This is a genomic window from Rothia nasimurium (genome assembly GCF_928381705.1).
GTDB lineage: Bacteria > Actinomycetota > Actinomycetes > Actinomycetales > Micrococcaceae > Rothia > Rothia nasimurium_G.
The window spans coordinates 1-14,271 of sequence record NZ_CAKMSR010000004.1; the positions used below are offsets into that span (position 1 = coordinate 1).

At 61.1% G+C, this 14,271-nt stretch carries 13 protein-coding genes; 6 read left to right on the forward strand and 7 right to left on the reverse strand.

The features are described 5' to 3' along the window. Window positions 1-158: 158 nt before the first annotated feature. From L6762_RS04405 to L6762_RS04420, 4 genes are all read left to right on the forward strand, one after another. Window positions 159-1,457: a PIG-L family deacetylase gene (locus L6762_RS04405; protein WP_237185772.1), complete on the forward strand. Its 1,299-nt coding sequence runs from the start codon at window positions 159-161 to the stop codon at window positions 1,455-1,457. A 122-nt stretch (window positions 1,458-1,579) separates the two neighbouring features. Further along, complete coding sequence (gene fdxA, locus L6762_RS04410; RefSeq protein ID WP_135013646.1) at window positions 1,580-1,903, forward strand: ferredoxin; 324 nt, start codon at window positions 1,580-1,582, stop codon at window positions 1,901-1,903. Between the two features lie 109 nt (window positions 1,904-2,012). Further along, window positions 2,013-3,143, forward strand: coding sequence for a succinyldiaminopimelate transaminase (gene dapC / locus L6762_RS04415; RefSeq protein WP_237185773.1), 1,131 nt, complete (start codon window positions 2,013-2,015; stop codon window positions 3,141-3,143). A 226-nt stretch (window positions 3,144-3,369) separates the two neighbouring features. Continuing rightward, window positions 3,370-4,650 carry a citrate synthase gene (locus tag L6762_RS04420; RefSeq protein WP_237185774.1) on the forward strand — a complete coding sequence of 427 codons (1,281 nt, stop codon included), beginning with the start codon at window positions 3,370-3,372 and terminating at the stop codon, window positions 4,648-4,650. Window positions 4,651-4,735: 85 nt separating this feature from the next. Here L6762_RS04420 and galE read toward each other — a convergent pair whose 3' ends face one another. The 3 genes from galE to dapD form a co-directional block, all read right to left on the reverse strand. Next, window positions 4,736-5,749, reverse strand: coding sequence for a UDP-glucose 4-epimerase GalE (galE, locus tag L6762_RS04425; RefSeq protein WP_237185775.1), 1,014 nt, complete (start codon window positions 5,747-5,749; stop codon window positions 4,736-4,738). Window positions 5,750-5,867: 118 nt separating this feature from the next. After that, entirely contained in the window at window positions 5,868-7,979 is a 2,112-nt protein-coding gene (locus L6762_RS04430; RefSeq protein WP_237185776.1) for a 5'-nucleotidase C-terminal domain-containing protein, read from the reverse strand. Between the two features lie 149 nt (window positions 7,980-8,128). Continuing rightward, a complete protein-coding gene (gene dapD / locus L6762_RS04435) occupies window positions 8,129-9,094 on the reverse strand; it encodes a 2,3,4,5-tetrahydropyridine-2,6-dicarboxylate N-succinyltransferase (protein ID WP_237185936.1) in 966 nt (321 codons plus the stop codon). Window positions 9,095-9,144: 50 nt separating this feature from the next. On the opposite strand from dapD, the gene dapE reads away from it, so the two are divergent. After that, the gene (gene dapE, locus L6762_RS04440; RefSeq protein WP_237185777.1) at window positions 9,145-10,293 is read left to right on the forward strand and encodes a succinyl-diaminopimelate desuccinylase; all 1,149 of its coding nucleotides are present in this window, start codon (window positions 9,145-9,147) and stop codon (window positions 10,291-10,293) included. A gap of 151 nt (window positions 10,294-10,444) precedes the next feature. On the opposite strand, the gene L6762_RS04445 is transcribed toward dapE, so the two are convergent. From L6762_RS04445 to L6762_RS04460, 4 genes are read right to left on the reverse strand one after another with little or no spacing between them, the layout of a single operon-like run. Further along, window positions 10,445-11,362 (reverse strand): amino acid ABC transporter permease, encoded by a 918-nt coding sequence (locus L6762_RS04445; RefSeq protein ID WP_237185778.1) that lies wholly within the window; start codon window positions 11,360-11,362, stop codon window positions 10,445-10,447. Beyond that, window positions 11,359-12,042, reverse strand: coding sequence for an amino acid ABC transporter permease (locus L6762_RS04450; RefSeq protein ID WP_135013730.1), 684 nt, complete (start codon window positions 12,040-12,042; stop codon window positions 11,359-11,361). The genes L6762_RS04445 and L6762_RS04450 overlap by 4 nt, the downstream gene beginning before the upstream one ends. A gap of 59 nt (window positions 12,043-12,101) precedes the next feature. Beyond that, complete coding sequence (locus L6762_RS04455; protein ID WP_237185779.1) at window positions 12,102-12,950, reverse strand: glutamate ABC transporter substrate-binding protein; 849 nt, start codon at window positions 12,948-12,950, stop codon at window positions 12,102-12,104. Between the two features lie 12 nt (window positions 12,951-12,962). Further along, complete coding sequence (locus tag L6762_RS04460; protein WP_237185937.1) at window positions 12,963-13,691, reverse strand: amino acid ABC transporter ATP-binding protein; 729 nt, start codon at window positions 13,689-13,691, stop codon at window positions 12,963-12,965. 220 nt (window positions 13,692-13,911) lie between these two features. Here L6762_RS04460 and L6762_RS04465 point away from each other — a divergent pair, with 220 nt between their 5' ends. Then, window positions 13,912-14,268, forward strand: a complete 357-nt coding sequence (locus tag L6762_RS04465; protein ID WP_237185780.1) for a DivIVA domain-containing protein — start codon at window positions 13,912-13,914, stop codon at window positions 14,266-14,268. Window positions 14,269-14,271: the final 3 nt, after the last annotated feature.

A 14,271-nucleotide genomic window follows, 5' to 3' on the forward strand; every position in this document is an offset into this window, starting at 1 on the left:
CCCCCGGTTGAGGGAGCGGGCCACGGCCCTACTGATAACCACAGGGATAAGAGCGAGATGACCAAAGCACATCGTTAAAACAGCAAACCCAGCTAGAGCCCAGTAACTAAAGCTAAAATTGCTAGGAACCAAACAGCACCCAGCAGAAAACCGCCACCATGGAACTCGACGCCCAGCCCCACTACCCGGTCGCCGGTGAAGTCATCACCGACAGCGCCACTTTCAGCCTGATACCCGACGGCCTCAAACCCAAAGACGCCACCGTCCTCTTCGTCCACGCCCACCCCGACGACGAAGCCTCATCCACCGGCGCCACCATCGGCGCCCTCACCGCCGCCGGCGTCACCGTCCACCTGCTCACCATGACCCGCGGCGAAATGGGCGAAGTGATTGACCCCGCCCTGCGCCACCTCGAAGCAACCCACCCCGCGAACACCGACCGGGGCCATGCCCTGGGCGAGTACCGCACCGGGGAACTCAAGGCCTCCCTCAAAGCCCTCGGCATCCGCCACCACCTCTACCTGGGCGAAGGGGCAAGTTACCTGCCCGGCGAGCGCACCAGCTACCGCGATTCCGGTATGACCTGGGGGTCGGACGGGCGCGCCATCGCCAACCCCGCCGCAGCCGACGATTGCCTCACCCGCCTGCCCCTCAAGTCCCAGGCAGACGCCATCGCCAGCGCTATCCGCGAGATCCGGCCGGACGTCGTCGTCACCTACGACGCGGACGGCGGCTACGGGCACCCCGACCACAAACGCACCTACGAAGCTACCTTGGCAGCCGTCCGTTCCCTGGACGGAACCCCCTCGGCTCCCATCGCTCTATGGGGCATCGAGGGCGACCCCAACCCGCACGATACCCGCCAGCAAGCCGTCATCATGGGCAGCATCGACCACAAGCGTGAGGCCATGCGGGCCCACGCCACCCAAATCGTCATCACCAGCGATACCACCTTCGAATACTCAAACGGGGTCTCCCAGCCCATCAACCCCACCGAAACCTACCGCCTACTCTGGGGTACTGCCCAAGCAGGAACCCCAGCGGACGCTGCCCCCGAAGAGAGCGTCGAAGCTCCCGGCCCTATCAACTCGGCCATTACCGCCGTCGCCCTCGGCCTAATCGCAGGTTTTGCCGGAACCATGTACCACGCCCACATCTGGTACCCCACCAGCACCCTCTGGGTGCCCTGGGGCGCTGCCCTCGGCCTGCTCACGGTCTACTTCGCTGCGACCTGGGCAGCAATCCACACCGAAAAGAACTGGGCCGCGGCCGTCGTTGGGGCCACCGCCTTCGTGCTCATCGGCATCTTCGCCTTCACCAAAGGCACCTCAATGCTGGTCTACATCAACCCCATCAACCCCGTGGGGACCGCCGGAACCATCTGGGCACTAGGCTCCCTGGCCGCAGCAACCTTCGGCATGGTGAGCGCTACCAGGTATCGCCGCAACAAAACTTAACCCGGCTCAACAAGCTATCTCATCCATCACAAAAATCTGCCCCCCACACCGGTGACCAGATACACTAGAGCACAGTTAACCAACACACCACGCACCGGTGCGTCACCACCAGAAAGGCACCCATGACCTACATCATCGCCCAGCCCTGCGTCGACGTAAAAGATCGCGCCTGCGTCGAAGAATGCCCTGTCGACTGCATCTACGAAGGCGAACGCTCCCTCTACATTCACCCCGACGAATGCGTCGACTGCGGTGCCTGCGAGCCCGTCTGCCCCGTAGAAGCTATCTACTACGAAGACGACGTACCCGAAGAATGGGAAGATTATACCGCCGCTAACGCCGACTTCTTCGACGATCTTGGCTCACCCGGTGGCGCAGCCCGCCTGGGCGTCATCGCTAAGGACGCCCCCATGATTGCGGCCCTGCCCCCGCAGAACCAGGACTAAGATTCTAAACGCGGTTCAAGGAGCGAGTATCTCGTGAGATACTCGCTCCTTTAGTTTTAAGCGAAGGCTTACACTAGAAAACAAACATATTTACAAGAGAAAGCAGACCATGCGCGAATTTGGCCTCGACCTGCCCGACTACCCCTGGGACACTATGGCCCCCTACCGGGCTACCGCTGAAGCCCACCCCGAGGGACTCATTAACCTTTCTATTGGAACCCCGGTTGACCCTACCCCCTCAGTTATCCGTGATGCCCTGGCCGGTGCCACCGACGCCCACGGCTACCCCACGACCCACGGTACCCTTACCCTGCGTCAGGCTATCGTTGACTGGTTCGACCGCCGCCGCGGCGTGCCCGGCCTAACCACCGACCAGGTCATGCCCACTATCGGTTCAAAGGAGCTTGTTGCCTGGCTGCCCTTCCTGCTGGGTCTGGGGGAGGGGGATGTGGTCGTCCGCCCCACCGTTGCCTACCCTACTTATGACATCGGTGCCCAGCTCGCCGGTGCAACCCCCGTGGCCGCTGACTCCCTGGACGAGCTCGATGAGGCGACCCGTGCCCGCGTCCGCCTGGTATGGATCAACTCGCCGGCCAACCCCACCGGCATCGTGCGCGATGTGGATGAGCTGAAAAAGATAGTGGAGGACGCCCGCGCCCTGGGTGCCGTGGTTGCCTCCGACGAGTGCTACGCAGAACTGGGTTGGGGAGAATGGGACGCTACCCGCGGCGGGAAGCCGGTGCCCTCCGTCCTGGACCCCCGCGTCTGTGGCGAGAACCAGGACCTGGTGCTGGCAGCCTACTCTCTTTCTAAGCAGTCCAACTTCGCTGGCTACCGCGGCGCTTTTATCGCGGGAGACGCCGCGATTATGGCCAACCTGGTCAACTCCCGTAAGCACGCAGGTATGATTGTGCCCGCTCCCGTGCAGGTTGCCATGACCGCAGCGCTCTCAGATGACGCGCACGTTGAGGCCCAGAAAGACCTCTACCGGGCTCGCCGTGAGACCCTACTGCCCGCCCTGGAACGCTTTGGCCTGACCGTCGAGCACTCCGAGGCAGGGCTCTACCTGTGGGCTACAGCAGGTGAAGATACCTGGGCTACCGTCCAGCGCTTTGCAGACAAGGGTATCGTGATTGGCCCCGGCATTTTCTACGGAACCGCAGGTGAGGGCTATGTGCGCATTGCCCTGACCGGCTCAGACGACGACATTTCCCGTGCCGCTGCCCGACTGTCAGAGTAAAGCAAAACTGTTAATGTCAAATAAGCTCAGCTAAAGAACGTAATGTAGCTTCTGAACTCACACCAATGTGACCCTGCGCATCATTCTGCTGTAATGTAGACCATAGATGACGTGCGTACGTGCACGGTGCGGCCTTCCACCACCCCGCGAAAGCCGCACCGTCCTTTTTTAGAATCCCACTTCATCACACAGCACGTACGTTGCCTCGTATGACAGGAGGAACACAATGACTGAGAACAAAGCGCTGCTGAGCTATGACGGCAAAGAACTGCCCCTGCCCGCAGTAGAAGCAACCGAAGGTAACGGTGCCTTCGAAGTTGCAGGCATGCTCAAAGAAACCGGCAAGGTAGCCTACGACCCGGGCTTCATGAACACCGCAAACGCAAAGTCAGCTATCACCTACATCGACGGTGACGCCGGCATCCTGCGCTACCGCGGCTACCCCATCGAAGAACTGGCAGAAAAATCCAGCTTCATCGAAACCGCCTACCTGCTTATCTACGGGGAACTGCCCACCCCCGCCCAGCTCGAAGACTTTGACCAGATGATTCGCCGCCACACCATGGTGCACGAAGACTTCAAATTCTTCTTCCGCGGTTTCCCCCGCGACGCCCACCCCATGGCCGTCCTCGCATCCAGCGTCTCAGCCATGTCAACCTTCTACTCTGACTCCCTCGACCCCTTCGACCCCCGTCAGGTAGAAATCTCAACCTACCGCCTGCTCTCCAAGGTGCCCACCCTGGCAGCCTATGCCTATAAGAAGTCCAAGGGCGAGCCCTCAATCTACCCCAAGAACCAGCTCAACTACACCGAGAACTTCCTGCGTATGTGCTTCGGCTTCCCCACCGAGGAGTACGAGGTTAACCCCCTGCACGCTAAGGCTCTCGATCTGCTGCTGCTTCTTCACGCAGACCATGAGCAGAACTGCTCCACCTCCACCGTGCGCCTGGTCGGCTCATCAAACGCCAACATGTTCGCCTCCGTCTCAGCCGGCATTAACGCCCTCTACGGCCCCCTGCACGGCGGCGCCAACGAGGCTGTGCTGAAGATGCTCAACCAGATCAAGGATCAGGGCATCAGCCCCGAAGACTTCATGGAGAAGGTCAAGAACAAGGAAGACGGCGTGCGCCTCATGGGCTTTGGCCACCGCGTCTACAAGAATTACGACCCGCGCGCCCGAATCGTCAAGAAGACCGCCGACGAAATTCTCGAAAGCATCGGCGGTAACAACGAACTGCTCGATATCGCCAAGCGTCTCGAAGAGAAGGCCCTCAACGACGACTACTTCATCGAACGTAAGCTCTACCCCAACGTAGACTTCTACACCGGTCTCATCTACAAGGCCATGGGCTTCCCCGAGCACATGTTCACCGTCCTCTTCGCACTGGGCCGCCTCCCCGGCTGGATCGCCCAGTGGACCGAAGGCATCCAGGACCCCGACCGCAAGATCGGTCGCCCCCGCCAGGTCTACATCGGCGAAGCTGAACGCCACTACCCCGAACGATAAGCTGCCAGGCAGAGCATCACTAAGCCCCGGCGTCCTTACCTCTGTGGAGATAAGGACGCCGGGGCTTGGCTTTAGGGGCTACCCGTTACGCTTCGTAGCCATTCGGGTTATTCTTCTGCCAGTTCCAGTGGTCGCGCACCATGGTGTCGATGTCGCGGGTAGCAGACCAGCCCAGATCTGCCAGGGCAGCAGCGGGGTCGGCGTAGGAAACAGCCACATCGCCGGGGCGGCGGTCCACAATCTTGTAGGGTAGCTCTTTACCAGCAGCCTTCTCGAAAGCGTGCAGAACCTCAAGCACCGAGTAGCCGTTACCGGTACCCAGGTTCCAGGTGTGCAGGCCGCCGTGGGTGGTGATGTAATCCAGGGCCTTGAGGTGGCCGTCCGCCAGGTCAACGACGTGAATGTAGTCGCGCACGCCGGTGCCGTCGACAGTGGGGTAGTCGTTGCCGAAAACGTTGAGATATTCGCGGCGCCCCACAGCGACCTGGGCGATGAAGGGTACCAGGTTGTTGGGGATGCCGGCCGGGTCTTCACCGATGCGGCCGGACTCGTGGGCACCTACCGGGTTGAAGTAGCGCAGCAGGGCGATGTTCCACTTAGAATCTGAGGCTGCCAGGTCAATGAGCATATCCTCGATGTGTTCCTTGGTGCGGCCGTAGCAGGACTGGGCGTCCATGTTTAGCTTTTCGGTCAGCGGCATAGACTCGGGTTCGCCGTAGACGGTTGCAGACGATGAGAAGACGATGGAGTGGCAGCCTGCGTCTTCCATGGCGTAGAGCAGGTTGAGGGTGCCGGTGACGTTGGTCTGGTAGTACAAGAGGGGCTTCTCTGCGGATTCGCCTACAGCCTTGAGGCCGGCGAAGTGGATGACGGCATCGGGCTTGACCAGGTTGAAGAGCTGCTTCATCTCGGGCAAATCCAGTAGGTCAACCTTGCGGAACTCCACAGTCTTGCCGGTGAGTTCTTCAACGCGGGCCAGGGACTCCATGGATGAGTTTGAGAGGTTGTCCATAACGGTTACCTCGTGGCCTGCCTTGAGTAGTTCGAGTACGGTGTGGGAGCCGATGTAGCCGGCGCCGCCGGTAACGAGAATCTTCACGTTTTCCCCTAGTAGACGATTGGTGTTTTTTCTAGCTTACCTGCACTCAGCCCCGCCAGCCGGTATAAGCGGTGGCGGGGCTGAGCACATCTAGGGTAAAAGGCGCGGACGCTTACTCCTAGCTGTTCTTGCGGCGGGCAGCGAAGAAAGCGGTAGCGCCTAGACCTAGCAGGAGGGCAGCACCTGCGAGGAGGTGCAGGGCAGTAGCGCCGGTGTGGGCTAGTGCGCCGCTCTTTCCAGTTTCATGGGCCCCTGCCACAGCGCTCTGGCTGGTGTTAGCGGAGGCCGATGAAGCCGGGCTATCGCTGGGAGCCGGGGCGGGGGCGTCCGCGCTGGGGCTTGCAGTCGGCTCTTCGGTGGGGGCTACCGTGGGCTCAACCGAAGGAGCAGCGGTAGGGCTGTCGCTGGGAGCCGGGGCCGGGGTCTCTTCGGGTGCCTGCTCGGTAGGTAGGGAGCTGGTGCCAACCGTCCAGTTCTTGACGAAGAAGGTGGTCGGGTCGATGGTCTTGTTGGTGATAGCCCAGTCGATCATGAGGTCGCGCACGGCCTTCTGCTCCTCGTAGACGATAGGAGCTGCGGTGACGTGCGGGTAGCCTGAGCCGCCTGACCAGCGGTAGTTGTTCAGAGCCAGGATGACCTTCTGATCATCGGCGAGGGGAGTGCCATCTGGCAGGGCTAGACCCTCGATGCGCTCGCCGACAGGCTTGGAGATGTTGATGTGGTAGTTCACACCTGAGAGCACGTCGTAGGAGTAGTCGGGGATACCGCGGGTTGCTCCCTCGTAGAGGGCGTTAGTAACGGTGGACCAGTCGGTGATCTCAGCGCCGGGCTCCTGCTGCTTGTAGTAGCGGGCTGACCATTCAAGGTAGTCCTTGAGTTGGGCGCCGGTGAGCTCAACAGCGTAGAGGGTGTTGTCGTAGATGTAGAGGCTTGCCATATCGGCGATGGTGACATCGCCCTGCTTGAAGACGGCGGTGCGGGAGAAGGGGGAGGCCTCAGCAAGGACGGGCAGGCCCTCGTACTGGGTTCCGGCTAGGGCCCGGGCGACTTCTTCGGTCTGTACCATGTTGATGAAGTCCAGAACAGCGGTGTCTTCCCAGGCGCTGGTGGCGGCGGGCATTTCAGCGGTTGCCTGAGCAACGACGGTCTGCACCCACTCGGTTGTCTTTGAGTGGTAGGGCTCGATAGCGGTGAGGACGGACGCGTCGGCAGCGTAGTCACCGGCGTTGAGGGCAACGGCGGTGGGCTTTTCGGCTTCAGTCCACTTGACCTCGATGTCACCGTCTGCTTCCTTGACCAGGGGTAGGGTGACTTCGGAGAGGAAACGGGCCCAGTAGCCGGGCTGGGTGTAGAGCACCGGCTCACCGTTCTTGTTGGTGAAGTATTCCTGAACCTTGTTGGTGACGTGGGAGTGACCGCCCACGACCACATCAACGTCGGTGGACTGTTCGGCAACAGACTTAGCGACGTTTTCGGTCAGGTCGGCGGGGTCGTAGGTGTAGCCCTCGGCGTCCAGGCCGGTGTGGGCGAGGACGACAACCACGTCGGCCCCTGCCGCCTTGACCTTGGGTGCCCATTCGGCGACGGTAGCGGCGGCGTCCTTAAATTCCAGCTTGCCCTCAACGGTAGCCTTATCCCACACGCGAACTCCGGGGGTTACCACGCCGATCACGGCTACCTGGATCTTCTCGCCGCCCACGGTCTTTTCAATCATGGTATAGGGCTCGTAGGCGGGAGCGCCGGTTGCGGTGTCGATGACGTTAGCGCCGAGCAGGGGCATGGTCAGGTTCTGGGTGTACTGGGAGGCTGCATCGGGGCCATAGTTGAACTCGTGGTTGCCCACTACACCGGCGTCATAGCCCAGCAGGTTGAAGACCGAGGCCATGGGGTCAACACTGGTTGCGGTGCGGTTGTTCTGGTAGTAGGTCTGTAAGGGGTTGCCCTGGTTGGCGTCACCGTTATCGAGCACCAGGGTGGACTCTGTACCCTTTGCTGCCCGGGTCTGGGCGATGGCGGTTGCCAGGTGCTCCATACCCAGAGCCTTAGCACCTTCGCCGTACGGGGCGCCGGTGAAGTAGTCGTAGTTGAGGGCGCGGCCGTGGACGTCGGTTGAGGCCAGCACAGTCAAATCGCCCAGGTCGGTAGTACCGTCTGCTGCAAAAGCTGCGGGAACGAGAATGCTGGAAGAAACCAGGCCAAGACCTGCCAGCAGAGAAAGAGAACGCTTCATGAATAGCTTTCTGATGTGTTGTGAGTGTGTTCTCCCATTGTAAAGACCCGCCCTACCGGTAAGCCGGTAGGGCGGGTCTTGCGTATATTAATCTTCAGTAAATATCGGCAGCGAGCATAAGCCCGTCTCGCGAAATGATTACTTACTTTTTAGTTAGCGTGCAGCTCTGAGTTCAGCTCCACGGTGTTGTTGGCGCGGGGCAGAACTTCGATAGCGCCGGTCACGGAGTTGCGGCGGAAGAGCAGGTTGTTGGCGCCGGAGAGTTCCAGGGCCTTGACGATCTTGGGCTCAGCGCCGGGGTTGAGGACGGTCACGCGGGAGCCAGCGGTGACGTACAGGCCAGCTTCAACCACGCAGTCATCGCCCAGGGCAATGCCGATACCGGCTTCAGCGCCGAGTAGGGAGCGCTCGCCGATGGAGACACGCTGGGTGCCGCCACCAGACAAGGTGCCCATGGTGGAGGCGCCACCGCCGATGTCGGTGCCGTTGCCAATGACAACGCCCTGGGAGATTCGGCCCTCAACCATGGATTCACCGAGGGTACCGGCGTTGAAATTGACGAAGCCTTCGTGCATGACGGTGGTGCCTGCGGCCAGGTGGGCACCCAGGCGGACGCGGTCGGCATCACCGATACGAACACCGGCGGGCACGACGTAGTCAATCATGCGGGGGAACTTGTCGACGTGGGTGACGACCAGGGCGCCGCGGCGACGCAGCTTCAGCGAGACGGTGTTGAATTCGCTAGCCAGGACGGGGCCGAAGTTGGTCCAGGCGACGTTGGCGAGAGCACCAAAGAGACCGTCGAGGTTGATGGTGTTGGGGGCAACCAGGGTGTGGGAGAGCAGGTGCAGGCGCAGGTAGGCATCCGCTGCGTTGGCGGGGGCCTCGTCGAGGTTGATGGTGACGTTGACCAGCTCACGCACGACGTTGCGGTCTTCGTCGGCTTCGACCAGGGCTTCGAGGTCGGCTGCTACGGAGTCGTCGGGGGTGTCGGTGAGGGCGGGGGCGGGGTACCAGACATCGAGTACGGTGCCTTCGTTCTCGCCGGAGGCGACGACGGTGGCCAGGCCCAAGCCGGATGCTACACGGGTGTTGTTTTCAGTCATGCCTACCAGTCTACGGAATCAGGCGGGTGCGGGGCGCTATCTGCTTGTATGGTGGAACTATGATCAAGAACCCTACCCTCGCCCAGGCCGCTGAGTTCGCTCAGGTGGGCCCCGGCGTCCTGAACCTAACCCAGCCCGTTGAAGATCTCACTGCTGACCTGCTCAATATTTATTCTGTTTCTGGCGCCGAGGTGCGCCTGGCGGACGCCGTGCAGGCGGCCCTTGAGGGGATTGGCGGCTTAGAGATAACCCGCGACGGTGACGCCATTATCGCCCGCACTAACCTGGGCCGGGATACCCGCATTGTGCTGGCAGGTCACCTAGATACGGTGCCCCTGCCCCGTACCGAGGGCTCACGAGGTACCGTACCTGCTTCTTGGTCTGAGGAAGCGGGGGAGCGGGTTCTCTACGGCCGCGGGGCCGTGGATATGAAGGGCGGGGTTGCCGTGCAGCTAGCCCTAGCTGCCCGCCTGAAGGAGCCCCACTACGATATCACCTACGTCTTTTATGACAATGAAGAAGTTGCATCAGAGCTCTCAGGGCTTGCTCGCCTGATGCGCAACCACCGGGAGAAGCTGACCGACGCGGCCTTTGCCGTGCTCCTGGAACCCACCGACGGCACCATTGAGGGCGGCTGCAACGGCACCATCCGCTTCTGGATTCGTACCTCGGGTGTCGCCGCCCATTCTGGTCGCGCCTGGAAGGGCGTCAACGCTATCCACAAGATGGCGGACGTTCTGGGGAGTCTTGCCGCTTACCAGCCTGCCACCTATGAGGTTGAGGGCCTGGCCTACCGCGAGGGGCTCAATGCCGTGCAGATTTCAGGCGGGGTCGCGGGGAACGTCATTCCCGATGACGCGGGCATCCATATCAACTACCGCTTTGCCCCCAATAAGACCCTGGATGAAGCCGTCGCGCACCTGCACGAGGTTTTCGAGGGCTACGAGCTGGATTTCGTGGACCTTTCATCAGCCGCCCGCCCCGGCCTGGACGCTCCGCTGTCTAGATCTCTGATTGAGTCGGTCGGCCAGGCCCCCAAGCCCAAGTACGGGTGGACGGATGTTGCCCGCTTCAGCGAAATCGGTATTCCCGCCGTAAACTTCGGGCCCGGCGACGCCCTGCTGGCCCATACCGATAACGAGCACGTTAAAGCCTCCGAGGTGCGTACCTGCTATACGGCGCTGGAAAGCTGGCTGACGGCGTCCTAACCCTGCCAGCCTGTGCAGACTTCTTGGGCTGTGTGCAGAGAAAAACCTGCTCACAGCCTAAAAACCCTGCACAGCCCCATCGAGAAAAATGCCAAGGGCCCCATCGTATGATGGGGCCCTTGACCTGTAACCGGAGCGTAAAGCGCGGACGCTAGTGCTTGGGGATCTTGAACATCAGCTCGGTCTTGGGGCGGGCTTCGTCCACTTCACCGGGCACACCGTCGGCGTGCTTGATCTCTACGTCGGAGCGGGAGCTCATGTACTTAGCGAGCCACTCAGCGAAGAGGGTCAGGGCGAAGTTGATCACCACGAAGATGAGGGCTGCCAGCAGGAGCATCTGCAAGATATTGCCCTCGCCAGAGCCGAAGCGGCGGGCAGCGGCCAGCAGCTCGGGGTAGGAGATGATGTAGCCCAGGGCGGTGTCCTTGAGAATGACCACGAACTGCGAGAGCAGCGAGGGCATCATGGCGGTCAGAGCCTGGGGTACCAGAATCAGGGTCAGAACCTTCCACGGAGTCAGGCCGATAGCCAGACCGGCTTCACCCTGGCCCTTGGGCAGCTGCTGCACACCGGAGCGCAGAAGCTCAGCGATGACCGAGCCGTTGTAGAGGGTCAGACCCAGAATAACGGCGATGAAGGGCAGCTGGGAGGGGGCAAAGAGGTTGAGCTTGCCCAGGAAAAGCCAGAAGAAGATCATCATGATGAGCACGGGTACGGCGCGGAAGAATTCCACGACCACGGTGCCGAAGGCTCGCACGGCCTTATTGGGTGACAGGCGGGCCAGACCGAAGAAGAGACCGAAAGCCACCGAGGTGACCACAGAGATCAGGGCTGCTGAGAGGGTCTTCCAGAGGGCGGGCAGGATGTAGTTGGCCCAGAGGTTACCCGAGAAGAGGGAGGTCCACTTATCGGCTTCCAGCTGGCCCTGGCGGTTCATCACCATCATGATGTAGGCAAAGCCTGCTGCCAGGAGCACAAGAGCCACGATGTTGAAGATGCGGGTTCGGGCACGGGCCTTGGGGCCGGGTACGTCAAAGAGTACCGAGGTTGAGGTCATACGCTTGCTCATCGCTTCACCGCCAGTTTACGAGAGGCCCAGGTGGTTAGCAGGCCGATGGGGACAACAATAATCACAAAGCCCATGGCGAAGACGAAGAAGATCATGAAGATGAGGTCTGAGTTGAACTCAATCATGGACTTCATCATGCCGGATGCCTCAGCGACTGAGGCTACGGTGGCTACGGTGGTGTTCTTGGCTAGCGCAATCAGGGTGTTGCCCAGCGGGGTGATGGAGCCGCGTAGAGCCTGCGGGAAAATCACGTAGCGGGCGGTGGGGAGGAAGCCCAGGCCGATGGCGCGGGCCGCTTCAGCCTGGCCGACGGGTACGGTATTGACGCCGGAGCGGATGGCCTCACAGACGAAGGCCGCGTGGTAGATGGCAAGGACGATGACGGCGTAGATAAAGAAGTTCCACTCAAAGCTGGTTGCTAGTGAGAGCTGGAACTGGGTCCACACGCCCAGGATTGCCAGGGTCATCAGAATGGTCAGCGGGGTGTTGCGAACCAGGTGCACGTAGGCGGTACCCGCCCAGCGTAGGGAGGGCACAGGCGAGATACGCATAAGTGCCAGCAGAGAGCCGAGGACGAAAGATCCGATGGCTGCCCAGAAGGTCAGCTGGATGTTGGTCCAGAAGGCGCCGATGACGTCGTAGGTGGCAAAGAGCGTGGAGAGCTGTTCAGAGAACGACATGAAAGCCTCCGATGGTTGAAAGATTGTGGTGTGGTGAAGGTGCGCTGGGCGTCGCGGCCTTATTTGGCGTCAACGGTGGCGCAGGCGTCGGTGAGGACGGGCGGGTTCAGCTCGGCGTTGTAGGTGTAGTTAGCGGCACCTACGTTCTTTTTGATGGCTTCTTCCCAGGCGCCGGTTTCGACCATCTTGTTGATGGCTGCGTTGATGGCGGCGCACTTGTCGGAGCCCTTGGGCAGGCCGACACCGTAGTTTTCGGTGGAGAAGGTGTTGCCCACGAGCTTGAGCTCGCCCTGGTTGGCCTTGGTAGAGGCAAGGCCCGCGAGGATGATGTCGTCGGTGGTCACAGCATCGACCATGCCGGCGTTGAGGGCGACGACGCAGTCAGAGTAGGAGTTCTGCTGAACCAGCTGGACCTCTGATGAGTACTTGTCCTGGATCTTCTTTGCACTGGTTGAGCCGGTGACGGAGCACAGGTTCTTCCCGGCAAGAGATTCGGGGCCGGTGATGTCGGTGTTCTCTGCCTGGACTAGCAGGTCCTGGCCAGCGACGAAGTAGGGGCCGGCGAAGTCGACGGTCTTGAGTCGCTTTTCGGTGATGGAATAGGTCGCAAAAATCATGTCTACCTGGTTGTTGGTGAGCATGTTTTCGCGGTTGGCGCTGGGGGCTTCGACCCATTCGATCTGCTCTTCGGAGTAGCCGAGTTCAGCTGCAACGTAGCGGGCTACGTCGGTGTCGAAGCCGGTGTAGTCGCGTCCGTCCTGGTAGCCCAGGCCGGGCTGGTCGTACTTGATGCCGATGCGGATGGTGTCTTCGCTGCCGGTAGCGGAGCAACCGGAGAGCGCGAGGACGCCGGTGGCGAGCAGAGCGGCGCAGGCTGCGGCCTTTGCTTTGGCGCGGGAGAGATTCATGGCTGGCCGTCCTTAGTGACCCAGGATCTTACCCAGGAAGTCCTTGGCGCGGTCTGACTGGGGGTTGGTGAAGAACTGGTTGGGGGTGGCTTCTTCGACGATTTCGCCGTCGGCCAGGAAGACGATGCGGTCTGCTGCCTTGCGGGCGAAGCCCATTTCGTGGGTTACCACGATCATGGTCATGCCTTCGCGGGCGAGAGAGACCATGGTGTCGAGTACTTCGTTGACCATTTCGGGGTCAAGGGCGCTGGTGGGCTCGTCGAAGAGCATGACCTTGGGCTTCATGGCGAGGGCGCGGGCGATAGCGACGCGCTGCTGCTGGCCGCCGGAGAGCTGGGCGGGCATCTTGGAGGCCTGGTTATCGACGCCAACCTTCTTGAGCAGGCTCATGGCCAGTTCTTCGGCTTCGGCCTTGCCCATGCCGCGTACCTTGCGGGGGCCAAGGGTGACGTTTTCGAGGATGGTCTTGTGGGCAAAGAGGTTGAAGGACTGGAAGACCATGCCGACTTCTGCGCGCAGGTTGGCGAGTTCTTTACCTTCTTCGGGCAGTTTTTTGCCGTCGATGGTGATGGTGCCGTCGGTGATGGTTTCAAGACGGTTGATGGTGCGGCAGAGGGTTGACTTGCCGGAGCCTGAAGGGCCGAGGAGGACGACAACCTCGCCCTTGCCGATGGAAAGGTTGATGTCCTTGAGGACGTGGTTCTCACCGTAGTGCTTGTTGACGTGGGTGAGCTGAACCAGTGCGTCAGTAGTCACTGGGCTTCCTCTCTTGTGGTGGATTCAGTGCGTGCACCGGTAGCATGGAGGTGCTGTGGCACAAACCAAATGGTGTATGTGCCTTACCTTACCCCCTGTAAGGTAAACAACTTGTTACACGGGGTGTCGTGTTTTTACAGTCATATTTGTTGGGTTTTGTTGAGGGGCGCTGGGCGAAAGGGCTTGGCTCCTGCGGGAGGACGGTATGAATTATCTACTGGTTGCGGTGACCTTTGTGGTGCTGGCGGCGGTGATGGCCGGGTGCGCGGTGCTGGGTACTGACCGCTTGATTCCGGGGCGGAAGGCTATCGAGGCGGCAAGCAAGGACGGCGTAGCGCTGGTTCCTGCCGCTGAGCCGCCCCTGATTCTTTCGGACCGCCCGGGCGCGGACGAGCTGGAGCGGGTTCGTTTTGCTACCTCGGCCCTGGGCTATAACCGCGATGAGGTTGATGGGGTGCTCGCTAAGGTGGTTGCTGAGAATAGCCGCCTGCGGGCAGAACTTGAGACCCTGCGCGGTGATCGGGGTCAGGACGCCGCTACCGACCTTGGCGGGGAGGGCTAGGGG

Coding starts and splice junctions, on each gene's coding strand:
- L6762_RS04455 (WP_237185779.1), bottom strand. CDS start 12,950: ATGAATCTCTCCCGCGCCAAAGCAAAGGCCGCAGCCTGCGCCGCTCTG.
- L6762_RS04420 (WP_237185774.1), top strand. CDS start 3,370: ATGACTGAGAACAAAGCGCTGCTGAGCTATGACGGCAAAGAACTGCCC.
- dapE (WP_237185777.1), top strand. CDS start 9,145: ATGATCAAGAACCCTACCCTCGCCCAGGCCGCTGAGTTCGCTCAGGTG.
- L6762_RS04445 (WP_237185778.1), bottom strand. CDS start 11,362: ATGAGCAAGCGTATGACCTCAACCTCGGTACTCTTTGACGTACCCGGC.
- L6762_RS04430 (WP_237185776.1), bottom strand. CDS start 7,979: ATGAAGCGTTCTCTTTCTCTGCTGGCAGGTCTTGGCCTGGTTTCTTCC.
- L6762_RS04405 (WP_237185772.1), top strand. CDS start 159: ATGGAACTCGACGCCCAGCCCCACTACCCGGTCGCCGGTGAAGTCATC.
- L6762_RS04450 (WP_135013730.1), bottom strand. CDS start 12,042: ATGTCGTTCTCTGAACAGCTCTCCACGCTCTTTGCCACCTACGACGTC.
- dapC (WP_237185773.1), top strand. CDS start 2,013: ATGCGCGAATTTGGCCTCGACCTGCCCGACTACCCCTGGGACACTATG.
- L6762_RS04465 (WP_237185780.1), top strand. CDS start 13,912: ATGAATTATCTACTGGTTGCGGTGACCTTTGTGGTGCTGGCGGCGGTG.
- fdxA (WP_135013646.1), top strand. CDS start 1,580: ATGACCTACATCATCGCCCAGCCCTGCGTCGACGTAAAAGATCGCGCC.